Source organism: Chryseobacterium sp. KCF3-3, assembly GCF_045865955.1.
Taxonomy (GTDB): domain Bacteria; phylum Bacteroidota; class Bacteroidia; order Flavobacteriales; family Weeksellaceae; genus Chryseobacterium.
Genome location: NZ_AP035792.1, coordinates 4043636 through 4061419 on the forward strand (window position 1 = coordinate 4043636; position 17784 = coordinate 4061419).

Sequence of the window (17784 nt, forward strand, 5' to 3'; positions counted from 1 at the left end):
TTATATATCCTATATTTAAATAACTCCAATAAAAAAACAGTTCAGAAATCCTGAACTGTTTTTCTTTATATTAAACTTTTATTTTTGAACCATTAAGATGAAATAAGAGTTTAAGAGTATTAAGATAAGCTTCGCTTTAAGCTTAAAAATCAGGATGATTCATCTTAACTATACTTTATTTCTTAATCCATTCTTAATGGTTTTAATATATTTCCAGGGTAAAAAAAGCTGCACTGAAAATAACGAATGACAATCTTCTTTTTAACACGATGTCCGCAAAGAATAAAATTGATGATTGAAAATGTCCTCAATGGCGTTTCAGTCAGCAAGAATCGCTATTCTTTGAACGAAGTGCCCTTGCAAACAAAAAAATAATGTACGATAGTATGTCACCTTGCGATCTCCGCGTTTCAATCTCTAAATTTTCATCAATTTTTATTAACTAACCAGAGTTCGGGTTAAGTAAACTAATATTGAAGGCGGGAAGAAATAGGGTAGAGGTTATTATTTTTAGTATAAAATTACAGTGAAGATATTAGTGATTTGTCATAAAAATGTTACAAAATACTGTGCATAATATGACATCAATAACCTTTGATTATTAGTATGGTATGAATAATTTTGTTTCGTAATTTTATACGAATTATTTCAATAGTAATACAAATGAATATGAAAAAAATGTGGACTTAAATTTATCATTCTCTTTGCGGAAATCGGATCCATAACCGGATGGAAATTCACAATACGTCTCCGAAACTCTTTTAAAAAAGTACTGCATAAAACAGCTGACGAAACACATGCTGAGGATTATATTGCTACAGTGTGCAGACGATTGATAAAAGCAAGATATACAGTAACTGCTGTCTGCTAAAACGTTGAATAACAACAATGTCAATGATCAATGCCGCCTAATAAATATATATTGTTTGGCTGTATTGATCGAAATTTAAAAACACAAAATGAAAAACACAAACATTACGCTGTTGATGCCAACAGCTATTCTATTCAGGATCTCTGCCTGTGCTCAGATGGGGATTTACATGATGTCCCCGAAACTCCTTAAAAAAATTACCGCATAAAACAGCTGACAGATCAGTTGCTGAGGATTCATTGCCACAGCATACAGACGATTGGTAAAAGTGGCGGGTCACAGTATACTGCTGTACAAGACTGGGCTATTATCTACGCTGTCGCCTGCTGAAATTTTGAATAACAACAATACCAATACCGCCCAATGAGTGTACATCGTTTGGCAGCTTGGTAGAAACTTTATAAACACTAAAATGAAAAATAAAAACATTACGCTGCTCATGCTGACAGCTCTTCTATTCAGCATCCCTGCCTGTGCTCAGATGGGTATCAACAATACGTCTCCGAAAGCCACTTTAGACATTACGGCCAAAACAACGGACGGAACAGCGCCTGAGGGATTGATTGCGCCCCGTCTTACCGGAGACCAGATCAAAGCGGCAGACGCACAGTATACCGCTGCCCAGGCCGGAACGATAATATATGCTACGGCTGCCGTGACTTCCAGTTCTCCTAAAACAGTGAATCTGACAACCCCCGGTTATTATGTTTTTGACGGAACCGTATGGACTACCTTCAATGGTTCGCAGCAAAATATATACAATACAGATGGTACCCTTAACGGAAACAGAACGGTAAGCCAGGCTGCTAATAATTTAGCATTTACCAGTACAGCCACTACCGGAACCAGCCATTTTACCGTAGACGGAGCTACCCTGAATGTGGATGCCGTTAATAGCAGGGTGGGGATAGGCACTGCAACACCGGCTGCAAAGCTGGATGTGGCCGGTACCATTTTAAACAATGGTAATGTAACCGTCAACAAGCAGGGTACACAGCTGGTATGGAACGATGCTAATCTCGGTGGTGCAGGGCTGGGTTATTCCGGTATTCTGAACCATAGAGGTACAGGTGCTGGCGGGTTTGTATTTTCGGGAACAGCTAATAATGTAGCGTTCACAGAATACATGCGTATTACGGGAGATGGCAAAGTGGGAATTGGGACGGCTTCTCCCAATGCGTATGCCAAGCTGGATGTCAACGCTGCTAATCAGGGGATAATGCTTCCCAGAGTAGCATTGTCTTCCACCACTATGGATCTGAATGCAGACGGAGATAATAACATCAGCAATCAGCCAACCAGCCTTCTGGTGTATAATACCGCTACCGCCGGTGCGGCGCCCAATAATGTAGTTCCCGGATATTATTACTGGGATGGCAGCAATTGGAAAAGTTTTGTTAAGAATTATGAGGTTCAGGGAACAGGGGTAATAGCCACATGGACAGGCAGCAATACAGGAAATGCCAATACCGGTATTCTTTCATCACCAGCAGACGGTGTCCAGTTTATTTCTTCATTGAGAGGCGGTGGTACGTTTTACAGAGATTATATGAGTGTTTACAGCGGAAGCCATACCGTTTCTACTGCATGCACTCAAGAAGCAACCGGTGGATGGGGTTGGAGAGGGAAGACCGCTCTTTCTGCTGGAACTACATGGACTGATATCACTCTACCTTCTGCGGAAAATACTATGGCTAGCGGAAAAAGGGTGACGGTCGTACAGGATTTTACCACAGGAAAGACATACAGGCTAACGTTACTCATTGACCATCCATTTGACATGGCCACCTATATTTTAGAAAAAGTACAATAAATAACCTGAGTTCGGGTTAAGTGAACTAAGATTGAAGGCTGGAAGCTGGTGGAAAGAGGATGGAGGTTATTATTTTTAGTTATAAAATGACAGTCGCTTCACAAGTAAATACTAAACTTATTTGAAACAGTAAGATTGTATTAAGGTGTTGAGAGTATTAAGATAGGCTTCGCTTTAAGCTTAAAAATCAGAATGATTCATCTTAATTATACTTTATTTCTTAATCCTTCTTCATGGTTTTAATAGATATCCGATATTTTTTGATAAGTTTAAATGATTTCACTCTTAAAAAAGGGAAAACAGCCATTGTTGATGATCTTCATACCTTCCTTCTTCCATCTCCCAGCTTCAAAACCATCTCAATCAGGAATTCTTATCCCGAACTCTCAGGTTAAATAGAATCCCGGAGGTAGAAAAGCTTATCTTTTTTTGGAAACCGCTCTGGAGAAACTGTTGTGAGAAGCAGCCCCAGTCGGAAACCGGAAATTTATAACGATAAGTAAAAATACTATAAAAGGAAGCAGATCATGCAGCTTATTGTTAATAGGAGTACCCATGCACATGAGAAAGTTTATCCCTGTATGTAGTATTTCCTTTTTGGGAATCAGTGTCCATCTCAGGCGGGTAACAACAATACCGCATAAAACAGCTGACAGATCAGCTGCTGAGGATTGCCGCAGCATACAGACGATTGGTAAAAGCGTTGGGCAATTATCTACGCTGTTTCCTGCTAAAATTTTGAATAACAACAATATCAATACCGCCCAATGAATATACATTGTTTGGCATCTTGATAGAAACTTTATAAACACTAAAATGAAAAATAAAAACAGTACGCTGTTAATACTGACAGCTCTTCTATTCAGCATCCCTGCCTATGCTCAGGTGGGCATCAACAATACGTCTCCGAAAGCTACTTTAGACATTGCGGCCAAAACAACGGACGGAACAGCTCCTGAGGGATTGATTGCGCCCCGTCTTACCGGAGATCAGATCAAAGCGGCAGATGCGCAGTATACCGCTGCCCAGGCCGGAACGATAATATATGCTACGGCTGCTGTTACAGCGAGTTCTCCTAAAACAGTGAATCTGACAACCCCCGGTTATTATGTTTTTAACGGAACCGTATGGACTAGCTTCAATGGTTCGCAGCAAAATATATATAATACAGATGGTACCCTTACCGGAAACAGAGCGGTAAGCCAGGGTGCTAATAATTTAGCATTTACCAGTACCGCCACTACGGGTACCAGCCACTTTACTGTAGACGGAACTACCCTGAATGTGGATGCCGTTAATAGCAGGGTGGGGATAGGCACCGCCACACCGGCTGCAAAGCTGGATGTGGCCGGCACCATTTTAAACAATGGTGGTGGAACCGTCAACAAACAGGGTACACAGCTGGCATGGAATGATGCTAATCTGGGTGGCGCAGGGCTGGGCTATTCCGGTATTCTGAACCATAGAGGTTTAGGTGCTGGCGGGTTTGTATTTTCGGGAACAGCCAATAATACGGCATTCACAGAATACATGCGTATTACGGGAGATGGCAAAGTGGGGATCGGGACGGCTTCTCCCAATGCTTATGCCAAGCTGGATATCAACGATACCAATCAGGGGACGCTGATTCCCAGAGTGGCATTGTCCTCCGCCGTTATGGATCTGAATGCAGACGGAGATAATAACATCAGCAATCAGCCGACCAGTCTTCTGGTGTATAATACCGCTACAGCCGGTGCGGCGCCCAATGGTGTAGTTCCCGGATATTATTACTGGGATGGCAGCAAGTGGAAAGGTTTTATTGACAATTACGTGGTTGAAGGAACAGGAGTAATAGGCGCATGGAAAGGCAGCAATTCGGGAAATGTCTATACCGGTATTCTTTCAACACCAGATGGAAGTGTCAACTTTCGTTCTTCATTGAGAGGTAGTGGCGGCGGCGGCCATTCTTACATCGATTACATTTATATTAACCAGGCAGGCCATAGAATTTTTACTACAGACAGTGAAGTAGGACAGAATGGATGGTATTGGAAAGGGTGGACTGCTACTCCATTAAATACTACATGGACTCAAATCAGTGAACCTTCGGGGGATACTATGTTAAGCGGAAAAAGGGAAGCAATCGTACAGGATTATTACACAGGAAGTATCTACAGGATCACGTTAATCATTGACCATCCCTATGACATAGCCACCTATATTTTAGAAAAATTAAGATAAATAACCTGAGTTCGGGTTAAGTAAACTAAGAGTGAAGGCGGGAAGCAGGAAGAAATAGGATGGAGATTATTATTTTTAGTTATAAAATTAATTACAGTCTCTTCACAAGTAAATACTAAACTTATTTGAAATAGTAAGATTGTATTAAGGTGTTGAGAGTATTAAGATAAGCTTCGCTTTAAGCTTAAAAATCAGAATGATTCATCTTAATTATACTTTATTTCTTAATCCTTCTTCATGGTTTTAATAGATATCCGATATTTTTTGATAAGTTTAAACGATTTCACTTGTAAAAAAGAGAAAACAGCCATTGTTAATGATCTTCATACCTTCCTTCTTCCATCTCCCAGCTTCAAAACCATCTGAATCAGGAATTCTTATCCCGAATCTCAGGATAAATAGAATCCCGGAAGTAGAAAAAATTGATCTGACGGGTTGAGGCAGAATCTCAAAAGTGTCATTCTGAATGTCATTCAGAAATGAAGTAAAGAGATAGGTAAGATTTTTTCTTTGATCAGAAATGACAGATTCTACGCAGCCAATGAGAGGCTTTTGAGACCGTCTTTTTTGGAAATAGTCTCTGGAGAAGCTGTGGTGAGGGGGCAGCCCAAGCCAACAATCCGGAACTGTGCTGACGATAAGTCATAAAAATACAAAAAAAGGAAGTAGATCATACAGCTTATTATTAATAGGAGTACCCATGCACATAAGAAAGCTTATCCCTGCATGTAGTATTTCCTTTTTGGGAATCAGTGTCCATCTCAGGCGGGTAACAACAATCCGATATAAAACAGCTGACAGATCGGCTGCTGAGGATTGCCGCAGGATATAGACGATTGGTAAAGGCTGCTTCCTGCTAAAATTTTGAATAACAACAATATCAATACCGCCCAATGAGTATATTTCGTTTGGCAGCTTGATAGAAACTTTATAAACACTAAAATGAAAAATAAAAACATTACACTGTTAATACTGACAGCTCTTCTATTCAGCATCCCTGCCTATGCTCAGGTGGGCATCAACAATACGTCTCCGAAAGCTACTTTAGATATTACGGCCAAAACAACCAACGGAACAGCTCCTGAGGGATTGATTGCGCCTCGTCTTACCGGAGATCAGATCAAAGCGGCAGACGCACAATATACCGCTGCCCAGGCCGGAACGATAATCTATGCTACGGCTGCTGTTACTGCGAGTTCTCCTAAAACAGTGAATATGACAACCCCCGGTTATTATGTTTTTAACGGAACCGTATGGACTAGCTTCAATGGTTCACAGCAAAATATATATAACACAGATGGTACCCTTACCGGAAACAGAACGGTAAGCCAGGGTGCTAATAATTTAGCATTTACCAGTACAGCTACTACGGGTACCAGCCACTTTACTATAGACGGAACTACCCTGAATGTGGATGCCGTTAATAGCAGGGTGGGGATAGGCACCGCCACACCGGCAGCAAAGCTGGATGTGGCCGGCACCATTTTAAACAATGGAGGTGGAACCGTCAACAAGCAGGGTACGCAGCTGGCATGGAATGATGCTAATCTGGGTGGCGCAGGGCTGGGCTATTCCGGTATTCTGAACCATAGGGGGTTGGGTGCTGGCGGTTTTGTATTTTCGGGAACAGCTGATAATGCAGCGTTCACAGAATACATGCGCATTACAGGAGATGGCAAAGTGGGGATCGGGACGGCTTCTCCCAATGCTTACGCCAAGCTGGATATGAATGATGCCAATCAGGGGATAATGGTTCCCAGATTAGCATTGTCTTCCGCCGTTATGGATCTGAATGCAGACGGAGATAATAACATCAGCAATCAGCCGGCCGGTCTTCTGGTGTATAATACCGCTACGGCCGGTGCGGTTCCCAATGATGTAGTTCCCGGATATTATTACTGGGATGGCAGCAAGTGGAAAGGTTTTATTGAGAATTACAGGGTTCAGGGAACAGGAGTAATAGCCACATGGACAGGCAGCAATACGGGAAATGCCAATACCGGTATTCTTTCATCACCAGCAGACGGTGTCCAGTTTATTTCTTCATTGAGAGGCGGTGGTACGATTTACAGAGATTACATGAGTGTTAGCAGCGGAAGCCATATCGTTTCTACTGCATGCACTGAAGAATCACAGGGTGGTGGATGGTTTTATAAAGGGAAGACGGCTCTTTCTGCAGGAACTACATGGACTGATATCACTCAATCTTCGTTGAATACTATGAATAACGGAAGAAGGGTGACAATTGTACAGGATTATACCACAGGAAGTACATATAGGTTAACGTTACTCATTGACACTACATATGACCAGGCCACCTACATTTTAGAAAAAGTGAAATAAATAACCTGAGTTCGGGGTAAATGAACTAAGATTGAATGCGGAAGCTGGAAGAAAGAGGGTGGAGGTTATTATTTTTAGTTATAAAATTAATTACAGTCGCTTCACAAGTAAATACTAAACTTATTTGAAATAGTAAGATTGTAGTAAGGGTGTTGAGAGTATTAAGATAAGCTTCGCTTTAAGCTTAAAAATTAGAATGATTTATCTTAATTACACTTTATTTCTTCAATTCTCCTTAATGGTTTATATATCCTATATTTAAATAACTCCAATAAAAAAGAGGCTGTCCAAAAAGTTTGGGCAGCCTCAATTTTTTGTTGAAAGAAAGTGTCTGTGGGGCTTCTTATCCCGATTTATTTTTCATGCAGGAGTTTTTAGATCTGTTATGATTTATAAACCTAACAGGTTTTTAAAACCTGTTAGGTTTAATTTATTCAACCCTGTTATGCAGTTTCTGGTGAAAATTCCTCATACCCAATTCATACATTCAAAATTTCTGTTTTTTATAGAGATGAACCTTAAATTTCAACCTGAGAATTTCTCTGTGATTTATAAAGACTGTCCAAAAAGTTTGGGCAGCCTCAATTTTTTGTTGAACTAAACTTTTCTTTTTGAACCGTTAAGATATAATAAGAGTTTAAGAGTATTAAGATAAGCTACGCTTTAAGCTTAAGAATCAGAATGATTCATCTTAACTATACTTTATTTCTTAATCTTTCTTAATGGTTTTAATCTATTTCCAGGGTAAAAAGAACTACACTGAAAAAATAACGAATGACGATCTTCTTTTTAACACGATGTCCGCAATAAAATTGATGATTGAAAATGTCCGCAATGGTGTTTCACTCAGCAAGGATCGCCATTCTTTGCTGAACGAAGTGCCGTTGCGAACAAAAAAATAATGTACGATAGTAGGTCACTTGGCGATCTCTGCGTTTCAATTTTTAAATTTTTTTTTGAACCGTTAAGATATAATAAGAGTTTAAGAGTATTAAGATAAGCTTTGCTTTAAGCTTAAGAATCAGGATGATTCATCTTAACTATACTTTATTTCTTAATCCTTCTTAATGGTTTTAATATATTTCCAGGGTAAAAAGAGCTGCATTGAAAAATAACTAATGATCTTCTTTTTAACACGATGTCCGCAAAGAATAAAATTGATGATTGAAAATGTCCGCAAGGGACGAAAATAAATTAAAACTAACTGCTTTTAAGACGCAAGATTATCTCCGATAAAATATTCTATTACTGCATGATAGCTGAAAAATTGCAAGGCTGGATTCTTTCAGAATGACAAACACAGCGCTTAGCTTATCCGTACACTTTGTCATTCCGGTAGGAATCTATACATAGAGGGGGAGGAAAACGCAATAGCGTTTCACTCAGCAAGGATCGCTATTCTTTGCTGAACGAAGTGCCGTTGCGAACAAAAAAATAATGTATCATAGTGTGTCACGTAGCGATCTCCGCGTTTCAATTTTTAAATTTTTTTTTGAACCGTTAAGATGTAATAAGAATTTAAGAGTATTAAGATAAGCTTCACTTTAAGCTTAAGAATCAGAATGATTGATCTTAACTATACTTTATTTCATCAATCTTTCTTAATGGTTTTAATATATTTCCAGGGTAAAAAGAGCTGTACCGAAAAATAACTAATGAGGATCTTCTTTTTAACACGATGTCCGCAAAGAATAAAATTGATGATTGAAAATGTCCGCAAGGGACGAAAATAAATTAAAACTAACTGCTTTTAAGACGCAAGATTATCTCCGATAAAATATTCTATTACTGCATGATAGCTGAAAAATTGCAAGGCTGGATTCTTTCAGAATGACAAACACAGCGCTTAGCTTATCCGTACACTTTGTCATTCCGGTAGGAATCTATACATAGAGGGGGAGGAAAACGCAATAGCGTTTCACTCAGCAAGGATCGCTATTCTTTGCTGAACGAAGTGCCGTTGCGAACAAAAAAATAATGTATCATAGTGTGTCACGTAGCGATCTCCGCGTTTCAATTTTTAAATTTTTTTTTGAACCGTTAAGATGTAATAAGAATTTAAGAGTATTAAGATAAGCTTCACTTTAAGCTTAAGAATCAGAATGATTGATCTTAACTATACTTTATTTCATCAATCTTTCTTAATGGTTTTAATATATTTCCAGGGTAAAAAGAGCTGTACCGAAAAATAACTAATGAGGATCTTCTTTTTAACACGATGTCCGCAAAGAATAAAATTGATGATTGAAAATGTCCGCAATGGCGTTTCACTCAGCAAGGTTGGCTCTTCTTTGCTTAACGAAGTGCCGTTGCGAACAAAAAAATAATGTACAATAGTAAGTCACCTGCGATCTCCGCGTTTCAATTTTAAACTTTTATTTTTGAACCGTTAAGATATAATAAGAGTTTAAGAGTATTAAGATAAGCTTCGCTTTAAGCTTAAAAATCAGAATGATTTATCTTAATTATACTTTATTTCTTAATCCTCCTTAATGATTTAAATATATTTCCAGGGTAAAAAGAGATCTTTTTAACACGATGTCCGCAAAGAATAAAATTGATGATTGAAAATGTCCGCAATGATTTCACTCAGCAAGAGTCGCTATTTTTTGCTGAACGAAGTGCCATTGCGACCAAAAAAATAATGTACGATAGTAGGTCACCTGGCGATCTCCGCGTTTCAATTTCTAAATTTTCATGCGATTATTATTAAATAACCTGATTTCGGGTTAAGTAAACAAAGATTGCAGGCGGGAAGCAGGAAGAAAGAGGGTGGAGGTTATTATTTTAGTAAAAATTACAGTGAAAATATTAATAATTTGTCATAAACATATTACAAGATGATATACATAATATGACATCGATGACCTTTGATTATTAGTATGCTATGAATAGCTTTGTTCTCGTAATTCGATATGAATTATTTAAAAAGTAATACAAATGCACATGAAAATAATGAGGACTTAAACTTATCATTCCCTTTGCGGGAATCGGATCCATACCCCGATGGAAATCTACAATACGTTTCCGAAACTCTTTTATAAAGGACTGCATAAAACAGCTGACGGAACAACTGCTGAGGATTATATGCCACAGCATGAAGACGATTGATAAAAGCAAGACACACAGTATTCTGCTGCCTGCTAAAGCATTGAATCAATAGTGATCAATACCGCCAAGTGAATATACATCGTTTGGTCTCATGATCAAAATTTAAAAACACAAAAACACAAAATGAAAAACACAAACATGACGCTGCTCATGCCGGCAGCCCTTCTATTGAGGATTCCTAATCTATGGTCACATGTGAATTAGCATGATATCCCCAAAACTCCTTTAGACAATACTGCATAAACCGACTGATGGAACAACTGCTGAGGATTATATGCCACAGCGTGAAGACGATTGATAAAAGCAAGACACACAGTATTCTGCTGCCTGCTAAAGCATTGAATCAATAGTGATCAATACCGCCAAATTAATATACACCATTTGGTCTCATGACCGAATTTAAAAACACAAAATGAAAAACACAAACATGACGCTGCTCATGCCGGCAGTCCTTCTATTGAGGATTCCTAATCTATGGTCACATGTGAATTAGCATGATATCCTCAAAACTCCTTTAGACAATACTGCATAAACCGACTGATGGAACAACTGCTGAGGATTCATTGCCACAGCTACAGTCAATTGGTAAAAATGCGGATCACAGTATACTGCTGCATAAGACAGAGCTATTATTTACGTTGCTGTCTATTAAAACACTGAATAACAACATGATCAATGACTCCAGATAAGTGTATCTCGTTTGGTTTCTGATCCAAATTTTAAAAATAATATGAAAAACACAAACATTACGCTGCTCATGCTGACAGCTTTTCTATTCAGCATCTCTGCCTATGGTCACATGTGAATGAGCATGATATTCCAAAAACTCCTTTAGACAATACTGCATAAACCGACTGATGGAACAGCTGCTGAGAATTCATTGCCACAGCTACAGTCAATTGGTAAAAATGCGGATCACAGTATACTGCTGCATAAGACAGAGCTATTATTTACGTTGCTGTCTGTTAAAACATTGAATAACAACATGATCAGTGACTCCGGATAAGTGTATCTCGTTTGGTCTCATGATCAAAATTTAAAAACACAAAAACACAAAATGAAAAACACAACATGACGCTGCTCATGCTGGCAGCCCTTCTATTGAGGATTCCTAATCTATGGTCACATGTGAATTAGCATGATATCCTCAAAACTCCTTTAGACAATACTGCATAAACCGACTGATGGAACAACTGCTGAGGATTATATGCCACAGCGTGAAGACGATTGATAAAAGCAAGACACACAGTATTCTGCTGCCTGCTAAAGCATTGAATCAATAGTGATCAATACCGCCAAATTAATATACACCATTTGGTCTCATGACCGAAATTTAAAAACACAAAAACACAAAATGAAAAACACAAACATGCTGCTGCTCATACCGGCAGCCCTTCTATTGAGGATTCCTAATCTATGGTCACATGTGAATTAGCATGATATCCTCAAAACTCCTTTAGACAATACTGCATAAACCGACTGATGGAACAACTGCTGAGGATTATATGCCACAGCTACAGTCAATTGGTAAAAGTGCGGATCACAGTATACTGCTGCATAAGACAGGGCTGTTATCTATGTTGCTGTCTTTTAAAACACTGAATAACAACCTGATCAGTGCCTCCGGATAAGTATATCTCGTCTGGTCTCTGATCCAAATTTTAAAAATAATATGAAAAACACAAACATTACGCTGCTTATGCTGGCAGCTCTTTTATTCAGCATTCCTGCCTATGCTCAGGTGGGCATCAACAATACGTCGCCGAAAGCTACTTTAGACATTACGGCCAAAACAACCAACGGAACTGCCCCTGAGGGATTGATTCCGCCCCGTCTTACCGGAGACCAGATCAAAGCGGCAGACGCACAATATACTGCTGCCCAAACCGGAGCGATGATCTATGCTACGGCTGCCGTGACTTCAGTTTCTCCTAAAACAGCTAACATTACCGCAGAGGGGTATTACTTTTTTGACGGAGCTGCATGGCAGAAAGTAAGTGGTAGCGATGATACAACCAATGATGCATGGATGAATGATACAGCTAATGCAATGGTAAAACTTGGAACATTGGCTGATGGTACAACGAGAACAGCAGGAACGGAGTTTGTAGCGACAGACGATGGAAGTGTAGGTATAGGAACGAACTCACCAAACACAAGTGCTTTGCTAGACCTTACAGCTGCCAATAAAGGCTTTCTTCCACCAAGAATTGCGCTCAACAGCATAACCGATGTAAGTACGATAAGTGCACCCGCTGAAGGATTAGTGGTTTACAATACAGGGGCAGGAAACCTAAAGAGTAAGGGGATATATTATTGGGATGGGGCACAATGGGTGGTTTTAAAAGCTGATGGAGGAACCACCACATCTACTACAGATTTAAATGTGGGAGAAACCCGAACAGCGGTAATTAGTGTTCCTACCCCATCATTTATTGCAGGCTCAGCAGGAAGTAACAAGACTTGGATGAACGGTAAAGCACTTACAAATTTTCAGACTGTAAATTATTTGTTTCTCTCTGAAGCAGCAGGAAGTACCAGCGGCTTTGTAAATTTTGGACCTAATGGAGCATTACGAATGGATATTGCTTCAGGAGGATATACAGGAGCATGGCCGTCACCTAAATTTGTTAATACCTCTTCATCTCCGGTGTTTTATAGCCTTAATGCACTTTCTACTCAGGACGCTAATATCTATTCTGGAGCAGGAAGTTGGTTGCGGCCTGGAGCGGTTTGCAACAGAATTGATGGAAATGATGGATTTGGCTTTAGTACAAACGGGAGTAGTGAATATGTCAACGCCAATATTCTTATTCACGATACTACAGATGGAAGTGTTCGGTTTTATATTGGAACATGGTCACTCGTGTCTGCTGATGATGGTTTAGGGCATAATAATACTTTTGGATTATTTACCATTACCCGATATAAATAATAGATTGAAGGCGGTAAGCAGGAAGAAATAGGGTGGAGGTTATTATTTTTAATATAAAATGACAGCCTCTTCACAAGTAAATACTAAACTTTTTTAAATTTTTTTTGAACCGTTAAGATATAATAAGAGTTTAAGAGTATTAAGACAAGCTCCGCTTTAAGCTTAAAAATCAGAATGATTCATCTTAACTATACTTTTTTTCTTAATCCTTCTTAATGGTTTATATATCCTATATTTAAATAACTCCAATAAAAAGACAGTTCAGAAATCCTGAACTGTTTTTCTTTATATACTATGAATTAAACTTTTCTTTTTGAACCGTTAAGATATAATAAGAGTTTAAGAGTGTTAAGATAAGCTTCGCTTTAAGCTTAAAAGTCAGAATGATTCATCTAAACTATACTTTATTTCTTCAATCCTTCTTAATGGTTCATATATCCTATATTTAAATAACTTCAAAAAAAACAGTTCAGAAATCGTGAACTGTTTTTTCTTTATATACTATGAATTAAACTTTTATTTTTGAACCGTTAAGATGTAATAAGAGTTTAAGAGTATTAAGATAAGCTTCGCTTTACGCTTAAAAATCAGAATGATTTATCTTAACTATACTTTATTTCTTAATCCTTCTTCATGGTTTTAATAGATTTCCGATAAGTTTAAACAATTTCCCTCTTAAAAAGAGAAAATAGCCATTGTTGATGATCTTCATGTCTTCCTTCTTCCATCTCCCAGCTTCAAAACCATCTGAATCAGGAATTTTTAATCCAAACTCAGGTTAATATAATGAATGTGAAACCTCACAGATTTCCAAAATCTGTGAGGTTTTTTAGTCTGCCATTCAATAAATCAAAAATTTTAAAACAAAAAAATACCCAACATTTTATACAAAATCAAAGCATATCTCTATGATAATGTTTTAACTAAAGATAATTCCAATGTTTCTGATTTAGACTGTAGCTATTTGTTGAGCGTACTTTAAAGTAGAGAATTGTAAGATGATATAAATCATGATTGTTGTAATTTATTGTATATTAATAATTTATATTTTAAAATGGGAAAAATTATTTTGAATAATTTTAAATAAGACAATTTTGTCTTATTTAAAATTTCATTGCTGTATCTTTGCTAAAGAATAGTAAAGTTTCTCTTTAATAATTCATGAGTAACTATTAAAAAAATAAAAGATGTTCAGCATTTTTACAAATATCAACAGGAAAGCATTCATTAATGCCATTATGGCAACCTTAACGGTCATCGCTATGACAGTAATAGGGTCTGTTAATCTTCAAAACTTTGATGCAGCGTTAATTATTTATTTCTTCGGAACAATCAGTATGACTTTTGGAGTGGTGTATCACCATTCTGTATGGAAACAGCGTCCGGCCACACAGAAATATTGGAAGCGCACATGGGAATTTATTTTCAGTAAAGATTATCCCATATACATGAAAGAAGTGATCCTTTTATCGGTCCGTAATATTTTATTTCAAAGGTTTATTCTTCCAAGAGGAAAGGCGAGATGGTTTGGGCATTTTCTTTTAGCTACAGGATGTCTTATATCTTTTGCAGTAACATTTGGATTAACATTCGGGTGGATGCATTTCACGCTAAAGGAAGGAACTACTGATATGTATGAAACCCATATGATGGGCTTTACAGTGATGACTTTCCCACTCAATACAATAATGGCCGTCATATTATTTCATATTCTGGTCTGGACTGCAATTATGGTCATTATCGGATGTCTGATCATGATGCACAGAAGATTTGTGGATGAAGGACAGATTGCCACCCAGTGGTTTGAGAGAGACTGGCTGCCACTGATTTTGCTAGTAGCTGTTTCTGTTACAGGGTTGGGAATTTGGTTTGATTATTCCTTTCTGGAAGGGAAGATGAGCCAGTTTATGGCAATTACACATGCTATTACCGTAGCGCTGTTTCTGATGTGGATTCCTTTTGGGAAGTTCTTTCACATTTTCCAAAGACCTGCGCAGGTAGGAGCCAATATTTATAAAATTGAAGGAAAACGCAGAGGGATGCAGGTTTGCCCGCACACCGGAGACGAGTACACTACAAAAATGCACATCGAAGACTTAAAAGAAATTACAAAAGAAATGGGATTTGATCTTGAGCGTGAAGACGGTAAAAGCTATTTAGACTTTAGCCCGGAAGGAAAAAGAGCAATGCTTGCAAAAGCACATCTTAAAGCAAGACAGGAATCAGGAACTTATTTTGGTTAAAATATAATACAATGGCAAAATTACCCGTATCGGCCGACGAAATCATCAGTGTATTCGGACCCCATCAGCACTATCCGAATAAAGGAACAGTAAGATCCAATCCTCAGAATCCTGATGCCCTGATAAAAACACATTGCTGCTTTTGTGGTCTGCAGTGTGGTATTCAGCTAAAAGTAAAAGACAAAAAAGTGGTAGGTTTTGAGCCCTGGAACGACTTTCCCTTTAATGAAGGAAGATTATGCCCCAAAGGAGTTCAGCGGTATATGCAGGACAATCATCCGGACCGCTTACTTTCACCCTATAAAAGAGTAGAAGGAAAAGGGTTTGTACCTATAGAATGGGATGAGGCCTATGATGCAGTCATCAAAGAAATCAGAAGAATACAGGATCAATATGGTAAAAACGCTTTTGCAATGCTTTCCGGTGTTTCACTGTCCAACGAAAAAAGTTATATGGTTGGGAAATTCGCCCGTGTTGCTTTAAAAACTGCTAATCTTGATTACAACGGCCGTCTTTGTATGGTAAGTGCAGGGGCAGGAAATAAAAAAGCATTCGGGATGGACCGCTCTTCCAACAGCTGGGCAGATTTAGCCCATGCCGAAGTGATTATCATTACCGGAGCCAATGTAAGTGAATGTTTTCCGGTTCTCACACACAAGATTTGGGAAGCCCGCGATAATGGTGCGAAATTAATTGTGATTGATCCACGTCAGATTCCTATTGCAAGAACTGCAGATATTCATTTGCCCCTTAGACCGGGAACCGATTCTGCATTAACGAATACGATGCTTAAAGTCCTGATTGATAATAACTGGCTGGATAATGATTTCATTAACAATTATACTTCAGGATTTGAAGAAACCGCCGAGGCAGTAAAAGAATGTACATTAGAATGGGGCGAAGCTATTACCGGAATTCCAAAAGAATTGATTTTTAAAGCTGCAGAAATGTGGGGGAAAGCAAAAACCAGCTTCCTGATGCATGCCCGTGGAATAGAACACCATTCCAAAGGAGTTCAGAATGTTTCAAGTTGTATCAATTTAGTTCTGGCAACAGGCAGAATCGGTAAACCATATTGCGGTTACGGAACAATTACCGGACAGGGAAACGGACAGGGTGGAAGAGAACATGGTCACAAATGCGATCAGCTTCCCGGAAACAGAGATATTGAAAACCCGGAACACCGAAAATTTGTAGCCGATATCTGGGGAATCAAAGAAGAAGATCTGCCGCGAAAAGGATTGAGTGCCTACGAGATTATCGAAGCCATCAACCGTGGTGAGATCAAAGGGCTTTTATCAATTTGTTTTAACCCGTTGGTTTCCTTACCCAATAACAACAATGTTCGTGCAGCATTAGAAAAACTGGAATTCTATGCCGGAATTGATTTCTTTTTATCCGAAACCCTGCGCCATGCCAACATTATTCTTGCAGGCTCATTACAGGAGGAAGAAGAAGGAACAACTACCTCTGCTGAAGGCCGTGTAATAAGAATCCGTGCGGTAGTAAATCCGCCTGGGAAAGCTAAAAAAGATAGTGAAATCCTGATGGAGTTGGCAAGAAGATTAGGCGAAGGAGATAAATTCAATTATAAAAACAGCGAGGAAACTTTTAATGAACTAAGAGTAGCTTCAAAAGGCAGTGCCGCAGATTATTATGGTATTACCTATGAAAGAGTAGAAAAGAATTTAGGTATTTTCTGGCCTTGTCCCACTGAAGATCATCCGGGAACACCAAGACTTTGGGAAGACAGACAATTTAATACCAATGATAAAAAAGCACATTTCAACCCTACTCCTTACAAAAAACCAACTGAAGAGCCAGATGAAGAGTTTCCGATTGTTCTCACTACAGGAAGAGTGGTAAGCCAATATTTAAGTGGTTCACAAACCAGAAGAATTGGAAAATTAGTAGACCTGTATCCGGAGCCTTTACTGGAAATTCACCCAAACCTGGCAGCAGAATATGGTATTGAGGAAAATGATCTGATCAAAGTTTCTACCCGAAGAGGAAGTGCTTTGTTCCCTGCCAATGTGGTGGAAACAATCAGACAGGACACGGTATTTATCCCTTACCATTGGGGTGGGGTAAACTCAGCCAATCAATTAACCATTGATGCTTTGGATCCCGTATCAAAAATTCCCGAGTTTAAGGTCTGTGCCTGCAAAATAGAAAAAACAGGAAGAAAAAAAGGAGAGCATTCAAAAGAATTTGCCAATCAAAGCAGAGACATTCAATATTAAGT

7 protein-coding genes are annotated in these 17784 nt (G+C 38.6%); all 7 read left to right on the plus strand.

Annotation, left to right across the window (positions count from 1 at the left end):
* The first annotated feature begins 1283 nt into the window (after window positions 1-1283).
* Entirely contained in the window at window positions 1284-2684 is a 1401-nt protein-coding gene (locus ACKTTZ_RS18010; RefSeq protein WP_407846250.1) for a hypothetical protein, read from the plus strand.
* A gap of 233 nt (window positions 2685-2917) precedes the next feature.
* Window positions 2918-3079: a hypothetical protein gene (locus ACKTTZ_RS18015; protein WP_407846251.1), complete on the plus strand. Its 162-nt coding sequence runs from the start codon at window positions 2918-2920 to the stop codon at window positions 3077-3079.
* A gap of 421 nt (window positions 3080-3500) precedes the next feature.
* Window positions 3501-4907, plus strand: a complete 1407-nt coding sequence (locus tag ACKTTZ_RS18020; protein WP_407846252.1) for a hypothetical protein — start codon at window positions 3501-3503, stop codon at window positions 4905-4907.
* A 942-nt stretch (window positions 4908-5849) separates the two neighbouring features.
* On the plus strand, window positions 5850-7250 hold the full coding sequence (locus ACKTTZ_RS18025) for a hypothetical protein (protein ID WP_407846253.1): 1401 nt from the start codon (window positions 5850-5852) through the stop codon (window positions 7248-7250).
* 4783 nt (window positions 7251-12033) lie between these two features.
* Window positions 12034-13296, plus strand: coding sequence for a hypothetical protein (locus tag ACKTTZ_RS18030; RefSeq protein WP_407846254.1), 1263 nt, complete (start codon window positions 12034-12036; stop codon window positions 13294-13296).
* A gap of 1187 nt (window positions 13297-14483) precedes the next feature.
* Window positions 14484-15539: an MFS transporter gene (locus tag ACKTTZ_RS18035; RefSeq protein ID WP_407846255.1), complete on the plus strand. Its 1056-nt coding sequence runs from the start codon at window positions 14484-14486 to the stop codon at window positions 15537-15539.
* An 11-nt stretch (window positions 15540-15550) separates the two neighbouring features.
* The gene (locus tag ACKTTZ_RS18040; protein WP_407846256.1) at window positions 15551-17782 is read left to right on the plus strand and encodes a molybdopterin oxidoreductase family protein; all 2232 of its coding nucleotides are present in this window, start codon (window positions 15551-15553) and stop codon (window positions 17780-17782) included.
* Window positions 17783-17784 lie beyond the last annotated feature (2 nt).

What these genes read in the sequence shown, in the direction of transcription:
- ACKTTZ_RS18040 (WP_407846256.1), top strand. Translation starts at nt 15,551, where the DNA reads ATGGCAAAATTACCCGTATCGGCCGACGAAATCATCAGTGTATTCGGA.
- ACKTTZ_RS18020 (WP_407846252.1), top strand. Translation starts at nt 3,501, where the DNA reads ATGAAAAATAAAAACAGTACGCTGTTAATACTGACAGCTCTTCTATTC.
- ACKTTZ_RS18025 (WP_407846253.1), top strand. Translation starts at nt 5,850, where the DNA reads ATGAAAAATAAAAACATTACACTGTTAATACTGACAGCTCTTCTATTC.
- ACKTTZ_RS18030 (WP_407846254.1), top strand. Translation starts at nt 12,034, where the DNA reads ATGAAAAACACAAACATTACGCTGCTTATGCTGGCAGCTCTTTTATTC.
- ACKTTZ_RS18035 (WP_407846255.1), top strand. Translation starts at nt 14,484, where the DNA reads ATGTTCAGCATTTTTACAAATATCAACAGGAAAGCATTCATTAATGCC.
- ACKTTZ_RS18010 (WP_407846250.1), top strand. Translation starts at nt 1,284, where the DNA reads ATGAAAAATAAAAACATTACGCTGCTCATGCTGACAGCTCTTCTATTC.
- ACKTTZ_RS18015 (WP_407846251.1), top strand. Translation starts at nt 2,918, where the DNA reads ATGGTTTTAATAGATATCCGATATTTTTTGATAAGTTTAAATGATTTC.